At 32.8% G+C, this 18579-nt stretch carries 15 protein-coding genes; 13 read left to right on the forward strand and 2 right to left on the reverse strand.

Annotation, left to right across the window (positions count from 1 at the left end; translation table 11 throughout):
- Nucleotides 1-177: 177 nt before the first annotated feature.
- From KQI85_RS07620 to sufU, 13 genes are all read left to right on the forward strand, one after another.
- Nucleotides 178-1674, forward strand: coding sequence for an AAA family ATPase (locus KQI85_RS07620; protein WP_216575496.1), 1497 nt, complete (start codon nucleotides 178-180; stop codon nucleotides 1672-1674).
- A gap of 164 nt (nucleotides 1675-1838) precedes the next feature.
- A complete protein-coding gene (locus tag KQI85_RS07625) occupies nucleotides 1839-3122 on the forward strand; it encodes an O-acetylhomoserine aminocarboxypropyltransferase/cysteine synthase family protein (protein WP_216575497.1) in 1284 nt (427 codons plus the stop codon).
- 454 nt (nucleotides 3123-3576) lie between these two features.
- Nucleotides 3577-4929, forward strand: coding sequence for an LCP family protein (locus KQI85_RS07630; RefSeq protein WP_216575498.1), 1353 nt, complete (start codon nucleotides 3577-3579; stop codon nucleotides 4927-4929).
- Nucleotides 4930-5239: 310 nt separating this feature from the next.
- Nucleotides 5240-7525 carry a GGDEF and EAL domain-containing protein gene (locus tag KQI85_RS07635; RefSeq protein WP_216575499.1) on the forward strand — a complete coding sequence of 762 codons (2286 nt, stop codon included), beginning with the start codon at nucleotides 5240-5242 and terminating at the stop codon, nucleotides 7523-7525.
- Between the two features lie 301 nt (nucleotides 7526-7826).
- Nucleotides 7827-8705, forward strand: a complete 879-nt coding sequence (locus KQI85_RS07640; protein WP_216575500.1) for a phosphoribosylaminoimidazolesuccinocarboxamide synthase — start codon at nucleotides 7827-7829, stop codon at nucleotides 8703-8705.
- A gap of 341 nt (nucleotides 8706-9046) precedes the next feature.
- Complete coding sequence (locus tag KQI85_RS07645; RefSeq protein WP_216575501.1) at nucleotides 9047-9259, forward strand: hypothetical protein; 213 nt, start codon at nucleotides 9047-9049, stop codon at nucleotides 9257-9259.
- The gene (locus KQI85_RS07650) at nucleotides 9259-9486 is read left to right on the forward strand and encodes a hypothetical protein (RefSeq protein ID WP_216575502.1); all 228 of its coding nucleotides are present in this window, start codon (nucleotides 9259-9261) and stop codon (nucleotides 9484-9486) included. Before KQI85_RS07645 ends, KQI85_RS07650 begins: the two co-directional genes overlap by 1 nt.
- Before the next feature lie 310 nt (nucleotides 9487-9796).
- The gene (locus tag KQI85_RS07655) at nucleotides 9797-10126 is read left to right on the forward strand and encodes a DUF134 domain-containing protein (protein WP_216575503.1); all 330 of its coding nucleotides are present in this window, start codon (nucleotides 9797-9799) and stop codon (nucleotides 10124-10126) included.
- A gap of 101 nt (nucleotides 10127-10227) precedes the next feature.
- Nucleotides 10228-10980, forward strand: coding sequence for a Fe-S cluster assembly ATPase SufC (sufC, locus tag KQI85_RS07660; RefSeq protein WP_216575504.1), 753 nt, complete (start codon nucleotides 10228-10230; stop codon nucleotides 10978-10980).
- Between the two features lie 39 nt (nucleotides 10981-11019).
- Entirely contained in the window at nucleotides 11020-12426 is a 1407-nt protein-coding gene (sufB, locus tag KQI85_RS07665) for a Fe-S cluster assembly protein SufB (protein ID WP_216575505.1), read from the forward strand.
- Entirely contained in the window at nucleotides 12419-13522 is a 1104-nt protein-coding gene (locus tag KQI85_RS07670) for a SufD family Fe-S cluster assembly protein (protein ID WP_216575506.1), read from the forward strand. The genes sufB and KQI85_RS07670 overlap by 8 nt, the downstream gene beginning before the upstream one ends.
- Entirely contained in the window at nucleotides 13523-14731 is a 1209-nt protein-coding gene (locus tag KQI85_RS07675; RefSeq protein WP_216575507.1) for a SufS family cysteine desulfurase, read from the forward strand.
- Nucleotides 14721-15152, forward strand: coding sequence for a Fe-S cluster assembly sulfur transfer protein SufU (gene sufU / locus KQI85_RS07680; RefSeq protein ID WP_216575508.1), 432 nt, complete (start codon nucleotides 14721-14723; stop codon nucleotides 15150-15152). The genes KQI85_RS07675 and sufU overlap by 11 nt, the downstream gene beginning before the upstream one ends.
- 438 nt (nucleotides 15153-15590) lie before the next feature.
- Here the strand turns inward: sufU and KQI85_RS07685 are convergent, their stop codons facing one another.
- Together KQI85_RS07685 and KQI85_RS07690 are read right to left on the reverse strand one after the other, a co-directional pair.
- Nucleotides 15591-16679: an NAD-dependent epimerase/dehydratase family protein gene (locus KQI85_RS07685; protein WP_216575509.1), complete on the reverse strand. Its 1089-nt coding sequence runs from the start codon at nucleotides 16677-16679 to the stop codon at nucleotides 15591-15593.
- Between the two features lie 338 nt (nucleotides 16680-17017).
- Nucleotides 17018-18493, reverse strand: a complete 1476-nt coding sequence (locus KQI85_RS07690) for a nucleotide sugar dehydrogenase (protein ID WP_216575510.1) — start codon at nucleotides 18491-18493, stop codon at nucleotides 17018-17020.
- Nucleotides 18494-18579 lie beyond the last annotated feature (86 nt).

Here is an 18579-nt window from a genome sequence, read left to right on the forward strand (position 1 = left end):
ATGTGAAGATGATTATGAATAGTATATGCGAAAATAACTATGTAGGTTGACGAATTATAAATTTGGATGTAGTATAAAAAAGTGAATATAAATACATTATAATTAATAATAATAAATAAAAGTAGAAGGAAATGATATTTAGAATATCATGGGAGTTCCTTCGGAACGGAGATAATAATGCCAGTATTTGATTTTAATTCAAGTGCATCTGATAAAAAAGAAGCAGAATGCACTTATGAAGTTTTTTATACTAATGCACAGACAGCAACACCACAACAGCCAATTCTTCTTATTGATAATACATATAAGAGATGGGAACATCATTCATCAGGAATCTTTACTAATCCGGTAAAGAGAACAACTTTCGAATTTCGTGATGAAAAAGATAATGAAGGCAAAACGCTCAAAGCTGATATTCTTAAGATAGATGCAAGATTTGTAAATCTTCTTAAATGGCTTGGCGAAAATCATATAAATGTACAGCTTTCCGGCGAAAATCGTGAAGATGGATATGCTGTATACAAGATAAGAGAAGTTGCTTTTGGTGGTGGAACAAAATTATCTGCAGAAGATGGCTTTTTGCAATTTATGATAGAAAGACTGTTCGAGAGTGATGCACCATCTGATGTAGATGAAGAATATGAGAATGATGAATCCTGTGATGACATGAAGCTTACAAGTCTTCAGAGCATAACAGATTTTATAAATTGTGCAGGCAAGACACTGCCTGATAATATAAGATTGTGGGCAAGACGTAATCTTGCAGTTGCAAAATCTAATGAAGTATCACAAGAAGAGAGAAGACATGCACAACATGCACTTTCTGTAATGATGAATATAAAATGGAAAAGTGATTACTTTGAACCAATAGATATAGATGAAGCCAGGAGAATTCTTGATGAAGAATTATATGGAATGGAAAAAGTCAAGCAGCGTATTATAGAGACAATAGTTCAGATAAATCGCACACATACACTTCCGGCATACGGAATACTTCTTATAGGTCCGGCAGGAACTGGTAAATCCCAAGTGGCATATGCAGTTGCAAAGATATTAAAGCTACCATGGACAACTCTTGATATGAGCTCAATTAACGATCCGGAACAGCTTACAGGAAGTTCAAGAATCTATTCTAATGCAAAGCCGGGAATTATAATAGATGCATTCTCTGTGGCAGGTCAGTCTAATCTTGTATTTATCATTAATGAGCTTGATAAAGCATCATCAGGAAAAGGTAATGGTAATCCTGCAGATGTTCTTCTTACTCTGCTTGATAATATTGGATTTACAGATAATTATCTTGAATGTATGGTACCAACTAATGGTGTATATCCAATTGCAACAGCTAATGATAAGAGTATGATAAGTGCACCTTTGATGTCAAGATTTGCAGTAATTGAACTTCCGGATTATACTTTAGAAGAGAAGAAAGTGATCTTTTCAAAATATGCATTAAAGAAGGTACTAAAAAGAATGAGTGTTAAGCCGGAAGAATGTATAGTTACTGATGAAGCAGTTGACTGCGTTATTGAACACATGAAGAATACATCCGGTATCAGGGATCTTGAACAGGTAGCAGAACATATTGTAGCTAATGCACTCTATCAGATAGAAGCATATCACAAAAAGAGTGTAATATATACACCACAGATGGTAGATGCACTGTTTGACTAAGATTCATATATATATGTGTACTAAAAAAATATATATTAAAAATTGCAGGTTAAAATGTAAGAAGTACTTTACATTTTGACTATTTGAATATAAACTAGATGTATTACTATTATAAAGTGTCGCAGATATAAAGCGACAATAAATATATGGAGGCAATAACTGATATGAAAAACTATTCAATCAATACAAAATGTGTACAAGGTGGATATACACCTGGCAATGGAGAACCAAGACAGATACCAATCTATCAGTCAACAACATTCAAATATAATACAAGCGAAGATATGGGAAAACTTTTTGACCTTGAAGCGAGTGGATATTTCTATTCAAGACTTCAGAATCCTACTAATGATCTTGTGGCAGCTAAGATTACAGAACTTGAAGGTGGTACAGCAGGTATGCTTACATCATCAGGACAGGCAGCTAATTTCTTCGCATTATTCAATATATGTGAAGCAGGAAGCCATATTGTAGCATCTTCATCAATATATGGTGGAACTTTCAATCTTATATCAGTAACAATGAAGAAGATGGGAATAGATGTAACATTTGTTGATCCTGACTGCACAGAAGATGAGTTAAATGCTGCATTTAAAGAGAATACAAAAGTTGTATTCGGAGAATCAATAGCTAATCCTGCACTTACAGTTCTTGATATAGAGAAATTCGCTAATGCTGCACATGCACATGGCGTACCACTTGTAGTTGATAATACATTTCCAACACCTGTTAACTTAAGACCACTTGAATGGGGAGCAGATATTGTAACTCATTCTACAACAAAATATATGGATGGTCATGGTTCTGCTGTAGGTGGTGCAATTATTGACGGAGGTAAGTTTGACTGGATGGCTCATGCTGACAAATTCCCTGGACTTTGTACTCCTGATGATTCATATCATGGAATTACATATGCTGAGAAATTTGGCAAAGAAGGTGCTTTTATAACTAAATGCACAGCACAGCTTATGAGAGATTTTGGTTGTACTCAGTCACCACAAAGTGCATTCATACTTAATCTTGGACTCGAATCATTACATGTGAGAATGCCTAGACATGTTGAGAACGGACAGGCAGTAGCTGAATTCTTAGAAGCACATGATAAAGTTGCGTATGTTAATTACCCATCACTTCCATCTAATAAGTATTATGAGATTGCTAAAAAATATATGCCAAATGGTGGATGTGGTGTAGTATCTTTTGAATTAAAAGGTGGAAGAGCTGCTGCAGAGAAGTTTATGAAAGCATTAAAACTTGCAGCAATCGAGACACATGTTGCAGATGCGAGAACATGTTGCCTTAACCCTGCAACATCAACACATCGTCAGATGAATGATGAACAGTTAAGAGCAGCAGGTGTACCAGCCGGACTTATAAGAATATCATGTGGACTTGAAGATAAAAATGACTTAATTGCAGATATTGCACAGGCACTTGAAGCAATCTAAGATATAACTAAAAAACTAACTAAAACTTTAGTTTGAATAACTTGGCTTAAAAAATTTGAATTGTTAAAAATGCTTTGACATAGTTTTAATAATTCAATAATAGCATTGAATAAATACCATTTTTGTTACTATCATGTCCTTGATTATAGGAATGTAACAGAAATGGTATTTTAGTTTTTATACACAAAATGAAAATTGTAAGAAAAAACTAATATTTCTTAAGGTCTTCTTCCTTGACTTTGCCTTGTTAATATTATATGATACCAAAGTCAATATCAAAACGAAAGCAATATGACATACTCTTACTTATATAAATTAGATAATTGTGAAAACTAAAAAGAAATAGATATTTTATAATGATATATTCTCATAATTATCTGGTATATAGATGTAAATGGGGTGTAAGCTAAGAGAATGTCCAAATAAACTAAAAAAAGATAAAGAGGCGAATGTAATGAAAGCAAAAAAAATCATAATAGGAGTGGCTGCAGGACTTATTACACTTATAGCAGCCGGTGCAATAGTGGTTAATGCAAAACTTTCCAAGATTCATTATACTAACGATCTTCCAGAGAATGAAGTAGTTACTAATGATATGGATAAAGAAACTGAGAAAAAACTGAGTGGATATACTAATGTAGCTCTTTTTGGACTTGATAACAGAAGTAATGGTGATCTTAACACCGGACGAAGCGATACAATGATTGTTGCAAGTATTAACAATGATACCAAAGAGATAAAGCTTCTGTCTGTATATAGAGATTCATATCTTGATACCGATGGAGATATGACATTACAAAAATGTAATGCTGCTTATGAAAAAGGTGGAGTAAAGCAGGCAGTTAATATGCTAAACCGTAATCTTGATCTTAATATAAGCAACTATGTATCAGTTGACTTTAATGCACTTATAGATATCGTTGATGCACTTGGAGGAATTGATCTTGATATTACAGAAGAAGAAGAAGTATTGATAAATGGATATGCAGAAGAGATTACCAATGTTACAGGCAAAAAGTCAGATGTAATCGAGATATATGGCCCGGTTACACTCAATGGTGTCCAGGCAACAGCATATTGCCGAATAAGATATACAGCAGGTTCAGACTTCAAACGAACAGAGAGACAGAGACTTGTTCTTGAGAAGATATTTGATAAAGTTAAGAAAAGCGATATACTTACTCTTAATAAGATAGTTGATACAGTTCTTGATGAAGTATATACTAACTTCTCAAAAACAGAGATTTTAAAACTTATCTCAGCACTTATGGATTACAAACTTGGTGATACTTCTGGTTTCCCATTTGCTATGTATACAGAGACACTTGGAAGTAAAGGTTCAGTTGTAATACCTGCAACACTATCAGATAATGTAACAGCACTTCACAAATTCCTATTTGATGATGATAATTATAAGCCATCTAATCAGGTAGTTAAGATAAGTAAAGCTATTGTATCAGATACAGGTGTAACTGCAGATATGGCTGTAAGCTATTCTAACGATTATAAAGTAGAAAAACACAATAATGATTCCGGAGATGGTTCAGATTATAATGGTAAGTATCAAAAAGAATCAACAGAAGCTAATACAGAAGAGACACAGGTAGTTGAGACAGAGACATATACACAACAAGCTACAGAAGCTGTAACAGAAGCAGTTACAGAGACAGTACCACAAGAGACAACCGAAGAAGTTACAACCGAGGAAGAGACAACTGTGGAAGAGACAACCGAAGAAGTTACAACTACGGAAGAGACAACTGCGGAAGTTCCTTCAGAAGCAGCATCAGAGACAAAAGCAGAGTAATAAGCATTTATAAGATAAGAGAAGATATATAATTTTATTCCAGTTATATATCTTCTCTTCTTATATGAACACAATGTTGCTTACATAATATAAAACAATCTAACAAGACATTATCATATTGAATCTAAGACACTTATTGAAAAAATGAAAGTTAATATTTTAACAAATATTGACAATATTAAGAATTTGAATAATAAAGTCTCTATATTTAACTTGTTAAAAAAACAAAAGTTGTATATAATTAAAATTGATTGTGCATATTGTGCATCATATTTTAATTAAAGTTATATATCGAAATGGGGAAAGAGTTGTGAAAATAGCATTTGTTTTAATACTTGTAATGATATGCGTAGCCATGATTGTTAATGCAGTATATATTTCAAAAAAAGAAGGCAGTGTTGCTGCATATTGCCGTAATTTTTTATATGCAGGAGCATTTTCGATAATTTTATATTCAATTTTTCTTATGTGTAATGAACTCGCAATGGCAACATTTTTTTATGGATTATTTATATGTATGCTTGAATGGCTGCTATTGTATTTTCTTAGATACACTCTTGTATATACATGCCTTTTTACGAACAATAAGCTGCTTAAGAAAACAGAGATGCTTTTTAATATTTTGACTGTACTATCTAATACATCAATTATCCTTAATAATGTATTACATCATATGTTTAGACTTGATACAGTAGTATTTACAGAATGTGGTGAATATTGGTATGTTACAGGCTTTACAGTATTTTATTACATACATTTGATATATTGCTATGGGCTTGTTGTACTTATAATGCTTGTATTATTATATAAGATACTAAAAGCAGCAAGCTCTTATCGCAATAGATATACGTCTATATTAGCGAGCTTTTGTATGTTGATTGTAAGTGATGCTTTTTGTCTTTTCCTTGCATATCCGGTTAATGTATCACTTGTGTTCTATGGCATAATAGCAATGTTTCTTAGCTATTTTAGTCTGTATCATGTGCCAAATACAGTAATAGCCAAGATATTATCACTATCAATACAGGATATGAGTTCGGCTATGATATGTTTTGATGAAAACAAAGAGTGTATATATTATAATAATAATGCGAAAGATGTATTCAAACTTCAGGACAAAGAACATATAGATTATGCATTTGCCAAGTGGTTTAAGAAGCATAAAGATGATATCAAGGTGGATAATATCTGGCATTCCAAAGAGATACGTGAGAATGGTGAAACATTGTATTTTGATATGGAATACCATAATATGAAAGATGAAAAAGGGAGACAGATAGGATATTATTTTGTTCTTAATGATACAACCGATTCCACTCTTGCATATATAAAAGAGTGTTACAATGCCCGTCATGATAATCTTACAGGATTATATAATCGCGATTACTTTTTTGAGAAAACAGCAAAGATGTTAAAAAATAATCCGGATATAACATATTATATGCTATGTTCGGACATCAAAGATTTTAAGCTTGTTAATAATCTGTTTGGATTTGAAAGTGGTAATGAAGTTCTTATTGCAGAAGCTGATATTCTTAGACAAAGATTAGGAAAAAATGTTACTTATGGAAGGCTTAGTGCTGATAGATTTGCTATATGTATGCCAAAATCCAAGTACAGGGAAGAAGATTTTACAGATTGTATAAAAGAACTTCGTAACAAATATACAAGTGATGTATACCGTATGCATATCTATATGGGAGTATATGAGATAACAGATATTAATGAAGAGATCTCAAGTATGATTGACAAAGCAACTCTTGCAATTTCTTCGATATGGGGTGATTATGATAAGATAGTCGCATATTTTGGTGAAGAACTTATGGAGAAGACATTATTGTGGGAACGCATGTGTGGTGAATTTGACAACGCTCTTGCTAATAATGAATTTAAGATGTATCTTCAGCCACAGTTTGACACCAGTGGAACACTAAAAGGTTCAGAAGCTCTTGTTCGCTGGATTCATCCGGAACATGGAATTATACCACCTATAAGTTTTATTGAAGCATTTGAGAATGCGGGACTTATATATCAGCTTGATCAATATATGTGGGAAGAAGCAGCAAAGACACTAGCTAAGTGGAAAGCTATTGGTAAAGAGGATTATTGTATATCAGTTAACATATCAACTAAAGATTTTTATTATTGTGATATATATTCAATATTTATAAATCTGATTCAAAAATATGACATTAATCCACATAATCTTAAGATTGAGATTACAGAAAGTGTATTCATGAATGATGTTGACAAGAGTATTGAGATACTTGATAAACTGAAAAATAAAGGCTTTGAGATAGAGATAGATGATTTTGGAAGCGGATTTTCTTCTCTTAATATGTTAAAGGATATTCATGCTGATGTAGTTAAGATTGATATGGGATTCTTAAAAGAAACCGAGAATGGTGAGAGAAGTCGTATAATACTTGCTAATACAATCAATCTGATAAAAGAACTTGGAATGCATTCAATTACAGAAGGCGTTGAGAATAAGTCTCAGGTGGATATGCTTACAAAAATGGGATGTGATATGTTCCAGGGATATTATTATTCAAAACCGATATCAGTTAAAGAATTTGAGAGTAAATATTTTTAAATAAAAAGTCGGAGATAAAATGTTAGCTATTAGAGAGCGGTATTTTTGTACTATCTTGTTACTAGCTGATATTATGATATCCGACTTTTATTTTTACAAGTTATATTATTGATAAGTATTTTTAATAAAAGAGTTGATAAAATAGGTTGATTTATAAGTAAATATGATATATACTTTCCTTAGATTTAAAAAGCTGATTCGATAACTGCTGGTAGTTATAATACATTGTACTTATGGTTCGAAGATGCTTGCAATAATTTATTAAATGATAAAATGTATTTTAAGGAAAGAGGATAAGATTATGGCAGAGTTAAAATTACTTTACGAAGGAAAAGTAAGAGAAGTTTATGATAACGGAGACAGTATCATTATGGTTGCTACAGACCGTATATCAGCATTCGACCACATTTTAAAAAATAAAATTACAGATAAGGGCGCTGTATTAACACAGATGTCAAAGTTCTGGTTTGACTATACAAAGAATATCGTACCTAATCATATGCTTTCAGTAGATGTTAAAGATATGCCTGAATTCTTCCACAAAGATGAATATACAGGTAACAGCATGAAAGTTAAAAAATTAAAGATGCTTCCAATTGAATGTATCGTAAGAGGATATATAACAGGAAGTGGTTGGGCAAGCTATAAAGAAAATGGTACAGTATGTGGTATTAAATTACCTGAAGGTCTTGTAGAATCAGATAAACTTCCTGAGCCAATATATACACCAAGTACAAAGGCAGAGATAGGTGATCACGATGAGAATATCTCATTTGAGAGAAGTATCGAAGTTCTTGAAAAGCAGTTCCCTGGAAAAGGTGAAGAATATGCTACAAAACTTAGAGATTATACAATCACTCTTTACAAAAAATGTGCTGAATATGCACTTTCAAAAGGTATCATAATTGCTGATACAAAGTTTGAATTCGGTCTTGATGAGAATGGTGAGATTGTTATCGGCGATGAGATGCTTACACCTGACAGTTCAAGATTCTGGCCACTTGAAGGATATGTTCCAGGCAAAGGACAGCCATCATTTGATAAACAGTTTGTAAGAGACTGGTTAAAAGCTAACCCTGACAATGATTTATTACTTCCACAGGATGTAATTGATAAGACTATTGCAAAATATAAAGAAGCTTACAAATTATTAACTGGTAACGATTTCGCCAGAAAATAATTTAATCTATATTTACAGTATGCAGTGGTTCTTTATCTTTTAATATATTTTTTCCTTGCAATATAATTTCATTTGAACACTGCCAAAAAAAGGGACCTGCTTAGTAGGTCTCTTTTTTGGCTCGCAATAAGATATCAAGAACTATTATGGCAGGCTCACAAGCTAAGATGTGATATCAAAAACTATTATGATAGACTCACAAGTTAAAATGTGATATCATAAATTGCGGTAGATAAATTATTGTGAACTACCCACTACCTTTAGGTGATGGGTAGTTCACTTCAGTGATAAAGGACAATACAGAGTATTGGATCTATAATTAAAAGATGGTGGTGATTTAAGTGTTTTTTAAAGAAGATAATACATACAATGATATCCTTGGCAAATCAGTAAAACAATGGCTTGATGATATGAGCAAGCATGATGATATTGCTGTAAGATGTGGTGTAAAGGCTACTAATGAATATATAGACAGCCTTAAGAAACAGATAAGAGTATTAGAAGAGAAAAATGAATTGAAAGACACATATTTAAAGAAAGTGAGAGAAAAATAATGAAGAGTACATTAATAAAAGATACAACCAAGATGGAGAGAATTGAGCTTGTAAAACAGTGGGAAGAAGAAGAAGGCTGTGAAAATTGCGGAATGGATCTTTTGGAATATTTTAGAGATTATATTGATGGTAAAAAAGAAATAGCAGAAGTGAATGCAGAATATACAGCACATTATATCTCAGAGATTCCAGATGATACAGTTCCTGGATGTGGTTTCTCAAAATAACAGAAAAAACTGATATAGGGTAGCTTAGAACAGGATTATACAGAGCAACTAAGAGTATAATTATATAGAATAACTTAGAATGCGATTATATAGTTAACACTATGTATAAAAACATATATAAGGCATAGATAATAAGACGCTACATACAATGCAGGCAGAATCTTAACAGTGCAATTTAATATTATAAAGCAGAATTTCGGCAAAATGTAAAAAAATGTTGAAATTCTGCTTTTTAATAATATTTTTTATTGACATATACTTTAGTATGTTTTACAATTAAATCCGACATATGACGGAAAGGAGTGTTAAAATGTCAAGACCTCAGCGAAGCAGGCGAGTATGTGCCGAACCGGCGCACAGGATATTTAAGCCAGTGGGAATGACAGATGCAAAGTCAGAGATATTAACAGTTGATGAATATGAGACAATCAGACTGATTGATTATCTTAATATGACTCAGGCCCAGTGTGCAGAACAGATGAATATATCGAGAACAACCGTAACCGAGATTTATGAACGTGCGAGATTCAAGATTGCCGACTGTATAGTTAATGGTAAGCAGTTTAGCATATCCGGTGGTAATTACAATGTATGTAATGGTGAAGCAAGCAGTTCGTGCAGCTGCATATTAAAAAAATAAAATGCACATATTTTTTTACAAATAAAGTATACTAAAATGGTAGGATATAGTAACTATGAGGAATTAAGATAGTTACATTTATATAATTAGGAGGAAATAAAATGAGCAACAACGTATTGGAAGTCAAAAACCTGTCTGCAGGAATAGAAGAAAGAGAGATTCTTCATGATGTTAATTTTACTATAAAAAAAGGTGAAGTACATGTTCTTATGGGACCAAATGGTGCAGGTAAATCAACAATTGGTAACGTAATAATGGGTAATCCAAGATATCAGGTAACAGGTGGTAATATTATATTTAATGGTGAAGATGTTACAGAATATTCAGCAGATAAACGTGCAAAAGCCGGCATATTCCTATCATTCCAGGAACCACTTGAAGTACCAGGACTTCCACTTGATGGTTTTATCAAGAATGCGCTTGAACAGAAGACTGGCGAGAGAGTCAGAATATGGGATTTTAAAAAGGAATTAAAAAAAGCAATGGATGTGCTCTCAATGAATGAGTCATACGGAAAGAGAAATCTTAATGTTGGTTTCTCAGGTGGCGAGAAGAAGAAAGCTGAGATATTACAGTTACTTATGTTAAAACCAGATCTTGCAATATTAGATGAGACTGATTCAGGACTTGATGTTGATGCTGTAAGAATTGTATCAAAAGGTATTGAAGAATATATGAGAGAGACTAATGGATCACTTCTTATTATTACACATAGTACAAGAATTCTTGATAATCTTAACGTTGACTATACTCATGTATGTGTTAATGGACATATTATCGAAACTGGTGATGGTTCACTTGTTGAGAAGATTAATGAAGGCGGATATGAATCTTTCCTTGAAGAAAGAAAATAATAATAGAATACAAATAACGAGTAAAGGAAAGGATTAAGTATGAGTGAAAAAACATATGTAGAAGATATAGACAGAAGTATGTATGACTTCCGTAATGAAGATAAAGATGCTTATAGAATATCTGCCGGTCTTACTGCAGATATAGTTGAACAGATTTCAAATGAAAAAGATGACCCTGAATGGATGAGAGAGTTCAGATTAAAGTCACTTGAAGTATATAACAGATTACAGGTTCCGGAGTGGGGACCTGATATATCAGAACTTAATATTGATAATATTGCAACTTATGTTACTAAAAAGTCTGGTATGAAAGAAAGCTGGGAAGATGTTCCTGATGAGATAAAAGATACGTTTGATAAACTTGGAATTCCACAGGCAGAGAGAACATCACTTGCAGGTGTTGGTGCTCAGTATGATTCAGAGATGGTATATCATAATGTACAAAAAGAAGTTGAAGAACTTGGTGTTGTATATACAGATATTGAGAGTGCTCTAAAAGGTGAGTATGCAGATATGATAAAAGAACATTTTATGCATCTTGTACCTCCGACAGATCATAAATTTGCAGCACTTCATGGTGCAGTATGGTCAGGTGGTTCTTTTGTATATGTTCCAAAGGGAGTAAAACTTGAGATTCCACTTCAGTCATATTTTAGATTAAATGCAGCAGGAGCAGGTCAGTTTGAACATACATTAATAATACTTGAAGAAGATTCATATCTTCATTTTATTGAAGGATGTTCAGCACCTAAATATAATGTTGCCAACCTTCATGCAGGTTGTGTTGAATTATATGTAGGTAAGAATGCCAAGTTAAGATATTCAACTATTGAGAACTGGTCAAAGAATATGTACAATCTTAATACAAAGAGAGCAATTGTTGAAGAGGGTGGTACAGTTGAATGGGTATCAGGTTCATTCGGTTCACATGTATCTTATCTGTATCCAATGAGTATCTTAAAAGGAAAAGGTTCTAAGATGGAATTCACAGGTGTTACATTCGCAGGTAAAGGACAGAATCTTGATACAGGTGCAAAAGTTGTACATGCAGCTCCTGATACATCATCATATATCAATACGAAGTCAATCTCAAAGAGTGGCGGATGTAGTACGTTTAGAAGTTCAGTCGTTATTAATAAAAATGCAAAACATAGTAAGGCTTCTGTATCATGTGAATCTCTTATGCTTGATGATATCTCAAGGTCAGATACAATTCCGGCAATGGATATCAGAACAGCAGATGCAGATGTCGGACATGAAGCTAAGATAGGAAGAATTAGCGATGATGCAGTGTTCTATCTTATGTCAAGAGGTATAAGTGAAGAGAATGCAAAAGCTATGATTGTAAGTGGATTTGCAGATAATGTTTCAAAGGAACTTCCTCTTGAATATGCAATGGAGATGAATAACCTGATTAAGCTTGAGATGTCAGGAAGTATTGGTTAATCATAAGAAAGGACGTGAGATGATGCAGGAATTAAATAATATTACTGTAAATAGCCTTCCTGTCAAGACATGGAATTTTCTTCGCATGAATGAATCGAAGGTTGAACATATAGAAGTTGATAAAAGTGCAGTTGTATCAATGAATAGAGAAGATTTTAAAGGAGATATTGAATTCTACAGTAATGTAGATAATTCTAAATTAGCTGATTTTTCGGAAGTTACAACTGGAATTGGTAATTCTCTTGAAGATATTGATGCTGATAACGAATTGATCGTGATTAAAGATAATATTAAGGCTGATAAGCCTCTTATAATAAAATATAAGTATAATGATAATACAAAATGTGCCAACAGATTATTTTTTGTATCAAACCAAAATTCAAGTCTTGATGTAATTGTATTATTTGAAGCAGAGAATAGTACAGCCGGTGTATCTGTACATGAGATTAAATCAATTGTAAAAGAAAATGCTAATCTTAATATATATACAGCTAATCTTTTAGCAGATGGTTATGTCACATTACATAATTGTGGCGCAAGATGTGCAGATAATGCAACTTTTTCATTAGTACAGGTAATAACAGGAAGCGAGAAGACATATTATGGTGGATATACTAAGCTTGAAGGCAAGAATTCATCATTCTTATCTGATATTGCTTATTATGCCAATAAAGAACAGATACTTGATATGAATTATGTTGCAAAGCATACCGGAAGAAAGACTAATTGTGATATGAGTGCAACAGGTGTTCTTGATGATGATGCGAAGAAGATATTCAGAGGAACTATTGACTTTGTAAAGGGATGTAGTGGTGCAAAAGGCAACGAGAGAGAAGATGTCCTTCTTCTGTCAGATAATAATGTTAATCAGACTATTCCTCTTATTCTCTGTGATGAAGAAGATGTAGAAGGTAATCATGGTGCAACTATTGGTAAGATAGATGACGAAGTTATATTCTACCTTGGAAGTAGAGGAATATCAAGAAAAGAAGCTGAACGAATGATGGCAAAAGCGAGAATTAAAGCTGTATGCGACAAATTCCCTTCAGACGAGATTAGAGATCAGATTACAACATATATGGAAGGAAGGATTTAGATGAACTATAAGAAAGATTTTCCTATTTTTTCAAATATAGACATGACATATCTTGATAATGCAGCAACTACACAGCGACCATTATGTGTTCTTGAAGCTGAAAAAAAGTTTTATGAGACTGCTAATGCCAATCCATTAAGAGGTCTTTACAGTCTTGCAATAGCTGCAACGGATGCGTATGAAGAAGCTCGTGAAAAAGTTAAAAATTTCATAAATGCAAAGAGTATAAAAGAGATTATATTTACAAGAAATGCAACAGAGGCTCTTAATCTTGTTGCTTATAGCTATGGACTTAATAATCTTAAAGCCGGTGATGAGATTGTCGTATCAATTACAGCACATCACAGTAATCTCTTACCATGGCAGATGGTTGCAAGACAGACAGGTGCAGTATTAAGATTTATTGATTGTGAATCAGATGGAAGTTTTGATAAAGATAAGATTAGAGATATTATCAATGACAAGACTAAGATTGCTGCTATTGAGATGGTATCTAATGTTACAGGACGTGAACATGAATATGATCTGATTATTGAACTTGTTCACAAAGTTGGTGGAATTGTTGTTCTTGACGGAGCACAGGGAGTTCCTCACATGCCAGTTGATGTTCAAAAGACAGAGGCTGATTTTGTTGCTTTTTCAGGACACAAGATGATGGCAGCGATGGGAATAGGCTGCCTATATGGCAAAGAGAGTATTCTTGAGAATATGCAACCTTTCTTATCAGGTGGCGAGATGATAGAATATGTTACAAGAGAATCAGCAACTTATGCTGAACTTCCTCATAAGTTTGAAGCAGGTACAGTTAATGCAGGTGGTGCAGTATCACTTGGAGCTGCTATAGATTATATGAACAGTGTTGGTTTTGATTATATTGTAAAACAGGAAGAGATGCTTACTAAGATGTGTTTTGATGAACTGTCAAAATTACCGGAAGTTCATATAATTGGTGGTAAGACAGCCGAGGAACACATGGGAATTATCAGTTTTACAGTTGATGGTGTACATCCACATGATATTGCATCAATTCTTGATACACAGAATGTATTTATAAGAGCTGGACATCATTGTGCACAACCACTTTTAAAACATCTTGGAGTTATGTCTTCAGCAAGAGCAAGTTTTGCTTTTTATAATACAGAAGAAGATGTAATGCGATTTGTAGATAGTATTAGAAATGTTAGGAGTCAGATGGGATATGGAAAATAAATTATTTTATAATGAGATCCTCACAGAACATAATATGTTCCCTGAGAATAAAAGAGAGATAGAGGGAGCTAATCTTGTGTTAGAAGGCGTTAATCCAAGTTGTGGTGATGACATAATTGTATCTTTAAAAGTTGATGATAATAATGTAATTACAGATGGTGCATTCACAGGAAGTGGATGTGCAATATCACAGGCTTCAGCAGATATTATGCTTAGTATGCTTATTGGCAGAGATAAGGATGAAGCATTACATCTAGCAGACCTTTTCTTCAAGATGATAAAAGGTGAAGCGAGCGAAGATGAGATAGATGAACTTGAAGAGGCAGGTGCACTTAGAGATATATCTCATATGCCTGCAAGAGTAAAATGTGCTTTACTCGGATGGAGAACAGTGAGAGAAATGTTCGGCGTTCAGGCATAAGTATTATAAATCGATTGATTAATAGACTAAAAGAATATATTAGAAATTAGGCTAAAAAGAATATACTAAAAATGAGCTAAAAAGAATATATTAAAATATGCTAAAAGGAATATACTAAAAATGAGCTAAAAAGAATATTCTTGAAAATATGCTAAAAGTATATTCTGAAAAAATAGTCTAAAAAAGAATCAGACTAACATAAAGAAATATTAAAAAGACTTCTTATAGCTACTTGATGGTAGTTTGAAAGAAGTCTTTTTGTTTTGAAAATTATTTAATTAAAAGATTAATTTAAAAATATATTACTATTAATTGAATTAGTTCTTATACCTAATTGCATTAGTTCGTATGCCTAATTGCAGTGGTTCTTATACCTAATTGCATTAGTTTTTATGCCTAATTGCATTAATTCTTATATCTAAGCATTAGATATAAGAATTAAATTATATAAAAATCTTTATACCACTTAGCAAATTCATGTAGTCCGTCTCTTAGTGAAGTGTTTGGTTTAAAGCCAAAGTCTCTTTCAAAAGCAGTAGTGTCTGCATAAGTTACAGGAACATCACCTGGCTGCATTGGTACAAGTTTTTTATGTTCATCGAAGTTATAATCAGTTGGAAGGATACCTGCATTTACAAGTTCTTCACTTAATATGTTAACAAAGTCAAGAAGATTCTCAGGATGATTATTGCCTATATTATATACTGCATAAGGTGGAAGTGGAAGTCCATCTTCACCATTGGCACGTTCTGGAGCAGCTTGCATTACTCTTTTGACGCCTTCAACAATATCATCAACATAAGTAAAGTCACGTTTACATTTTCCATAGTTGAATATCTCGATAGTCTTACCTTCACGAAGTTTGTTAGTGAATCCAAAATATGCCATATCAGGTCTTCCTGCCGGACCATATACAGTGAAAAAGCGTAATCCTGTAGATGGAATATTATATAATTTACTATATGCATGTGCCATAAGCTCATTAGATTTTTTAGTGGCAGCATATAGAGATACAGGATTATCAACTTTATCATCTGTTGAATATGGAATTTTTTTGTTACTTCCATATACAGATGAAGATGACGCATATACTAGATGTTTTACACCACTATAATTATCATAAGAATGGCGGCAGGCTTCAAGAATATTATAAAAACCAATGATATTAGATTCTATATATACATCTGGATTGGTTATAGAATATCTTACACCTGCCTGAGCTGCAAGATTAACAACTATATCAGGCTTGAATTCTGAGAATATTCTATCTATAATATTTTTGTTAGCGATTGAATCTTTGATAAAAGTCCAATTAGAGCTAGAATGTTTTACAACCTCTTCTTCAATCTTTTTAAGACGATATTCTTTAATTGATATATCATAATAATCATTCATATTATCAATTCCAAGAATCTCTATGTTGTCAACAGTTCTTAGTAATTTGAGTACAAGATTAGAACCTATAAATCCTGCTGCACCGGTAATAAGAACTTTGCTATTTGCTAAATTAACATTTTGTTGTTTCATTATATAATCATCCGTTACTGAAAACTTATAAAACTTATAAAACTTATAAAACTTATAAAACTTATAACTTTTATGCTTCATTCCTGCTTCAAGAGTAGCTTTTGTACTGTCGAAACAGATACTACTCATAAGTTCTTTGTTAATCTATGATTTACTTTAAGTAAAAGTTTTTCGTTTTTAACTATATTATAAGTTTTACAGTATTTTCCTTTCTCTTTATTTTGCTCATATTTACGAGAAACTCTGAGTTGTAACCTACGTTTGCGTTTCTCAAGTTTTTTAACTACTTGGCTTTTATTGATATTTTTGTATGTGTTACTATCAGAACAAATAGCCAACTAGTCTTTATAAAAAAGATCTCTTGTATATACTTTGTCATATACATCATCAAGACAGGAATCGTACCTGTTTGCAATAATACACTGACTTATTGATTTAAAATGTTCAAGATTATTAACAACTTCACTTCCAAAGAAAGTTGTTCCGTCTGCAAGTGTTGGTTCATAGACTATAACTTTTGCACCTTTTGCTTTTATTCGTTTCATAACGCCTTGAATACTGCTATGTCTGAAATTATCTGAATTACTCTTCATTGTAAGCCTGTATACACCAATAATAACTTCTTTTTCACTATTGATATTCCATGTACTGTTAGCACTGTATGCACCTGCTTTTTCAAGAACACGATCAGCTATGAAGTCTTTTCTTGTACGATTACTCTCAACAATAGCACTGATCATATTCTGCGGAACACTGTCATAATTGGCGAGAAGCTGTTTGGTATCTTTTGGAAGACAATAACCGCCATATCCAAATGATGGATTGTTGTAGAACATACCTATTCTTGGATCTAAGCATACACCGGCTATAATGTCTTTGGTATTAAGATTTTTTATCTCAGCATAGGTATCAAGTTCATTAAAATATGAAATTCGCAGAGCGAGATAAGTGTTCGAAAACAGTTTTACAGCTTCCGCTTCAGTAAAGCCCATAAATAATGTTGGAATATCTTCTTTTAGTGCAGCTTCCTGTAAAAGTGCAGCAAAGTTGTGAGACATAGTAGAAGTCTCAATACTGCTTGAATCAGTTCCAACGATTATTCTTGATGGATAGAGATTATCATATAATGCTTTTGATTCTCTTAAAAATTCCGGACTGAATATTATCTTCGCAGAGTTATATCTGGCTCTTACCAATTCGGTATATCCTACTGGAATAGTTGATTTTATTACCATTATTGCATTAGGATTAATGTCTATAACCTGTTTGATTACATCTTCAACAGCTGAAGTGTCAAAATAATTTTTTTTACTATCATAATTAGTAGGAGTTGCAATTATGACATAATCAGCATCTTTGTATGCACTAACAGCATCACAGGTGGCTGTGAGATCTAACTGTTCATTTTTGAAAAAAAGTTCTATATAGTCATCTTTTATAGGAGACTTTCTTTGGTTAATAAGATTAACTCTTTCTTCATTAATATCTACAGCAGTTACATGATTATAGCGTGAGAGAAGCAGTGCCATTGAAAGTCCGACATAACCTGCCCCTGCAACAGCAATATTGAGTGGTGAGACAGGTGGCAAGTGTGTGTCTGAAGTATCAATAAAAAGTTCTGTTATGTCAAAGCCAAGAACTTCACTAAGACTTTCTAGTTGTTCTATTGACGGCATAAAATCCTGTTGTTCTATTCTTGAGATTATAGCTCTGTTGATTTTGGTTTTTTCAGACAGCTGTTGTTGAGTCATATTCAATTTTCTTCTTAGACTGCTTACTGTCTCTGATAATTTAAGCTTTGAAAGTTTCTTCATATATGAAATATCCCCCTTCGTATATGCAACCGGTTATTGAAAATATAAGAAAATCGCATATTGTTAATTCAAGTAACAAGTCGCAA

The organism is Falcatimonas sp. MSJ-15 (genome assembly GCF_018918265.1).
Classification (GTDB): domain Bacteria; phylum Bacillota; class Clostridia; order Lachnospirales; family Lachnospiraceae; genus Falcatimonas.

Excerpts from the sequence above, each read along its gene's own strand:
- KQI85_RS07620 (WP_216575496.1), top strand. The coding sequence starts at position 178 with ATGCCAGTATTTGATTTTAATTCAAGTGCATCTGATAAAAAAGAAGCA.
- KQI85_RS07625 (WP_216575497.1), top strand. The coding sequence starts at position 1,839 with ATGAAAAACTATTCAATCAATACAAAATGTGTACAAGGTGGATATACA.
- KQI85_RS07630 (WP_216575498.1), top strand. The coding sequence starts at position 3,577 with ATGAAAGCAAAAAAAATCATAATAGGAGTGGCTGCAGGACTTATTACA.
- KQI85_RS07640 (WP_216575500.1), top strand. The coding sequence starts at position 7,827 with ATGGCAGAGTTAAAATTACTTTACGAAGGAAAAGTAAGAGAAGTTTAT.
- KQI85_RS07650 (WP_216575502.1), top strand. The coding sequence starts at position 9,259 with ATGAAGAGTACATTAATAAAAGATACAACCAAGATGGAGAGAATTGAG.
- KQI85_RS07655 (WP_216575503.1), top strand. The coding sequence starts at position 9,797 with ATGTCAAGACCTCAGCGAAGCAGGCGAGTATGTGCCGAACCGGCGCAC.
- sufC (WP_216575504.1), top strand. The coding sequence starts at position 10,228 with ATGAGCAACAACGTATTGGAAGTCAAAAACCTGTCTGCAGGAATAGAA.
- sufB (WP_216575505.1), top strand. The coding sequence starts at position 11,020 with ATGAGTGAAAAAACATATGTAGAAGATATAGACAGAAGTATGTATGAC.
- KQI85_RS07675 (WP_216575507.1), top strand. The coding sequence starts at position 13,523 with ATGAACTATAAGAAAGATTTTCCTATTTTTTCAAATATAGACATGACA.
- sufU (WP_216575508.1), top strand. The coding sequence starts at position 14,721 with ATGGAAAATAAATTATTTTATAATGAGATCCTCACAGAACATAATATG.
- KQI85_RS07685 (WP_216575509.1), bottom strand. The coding sequence starts at position 16,679 with ATGAAACAACAAAATGTTAATTTAGCAAATAGCAAAGTTCTTATTACC.
- KQI85_RS07690 (WP_216575510.1), bottom strand. The coding sequence starts at position 18,493 with ATGAAGAAACTTTCAAAGCTTAAATTATCAGAGACAGTAAGCAGTCTA.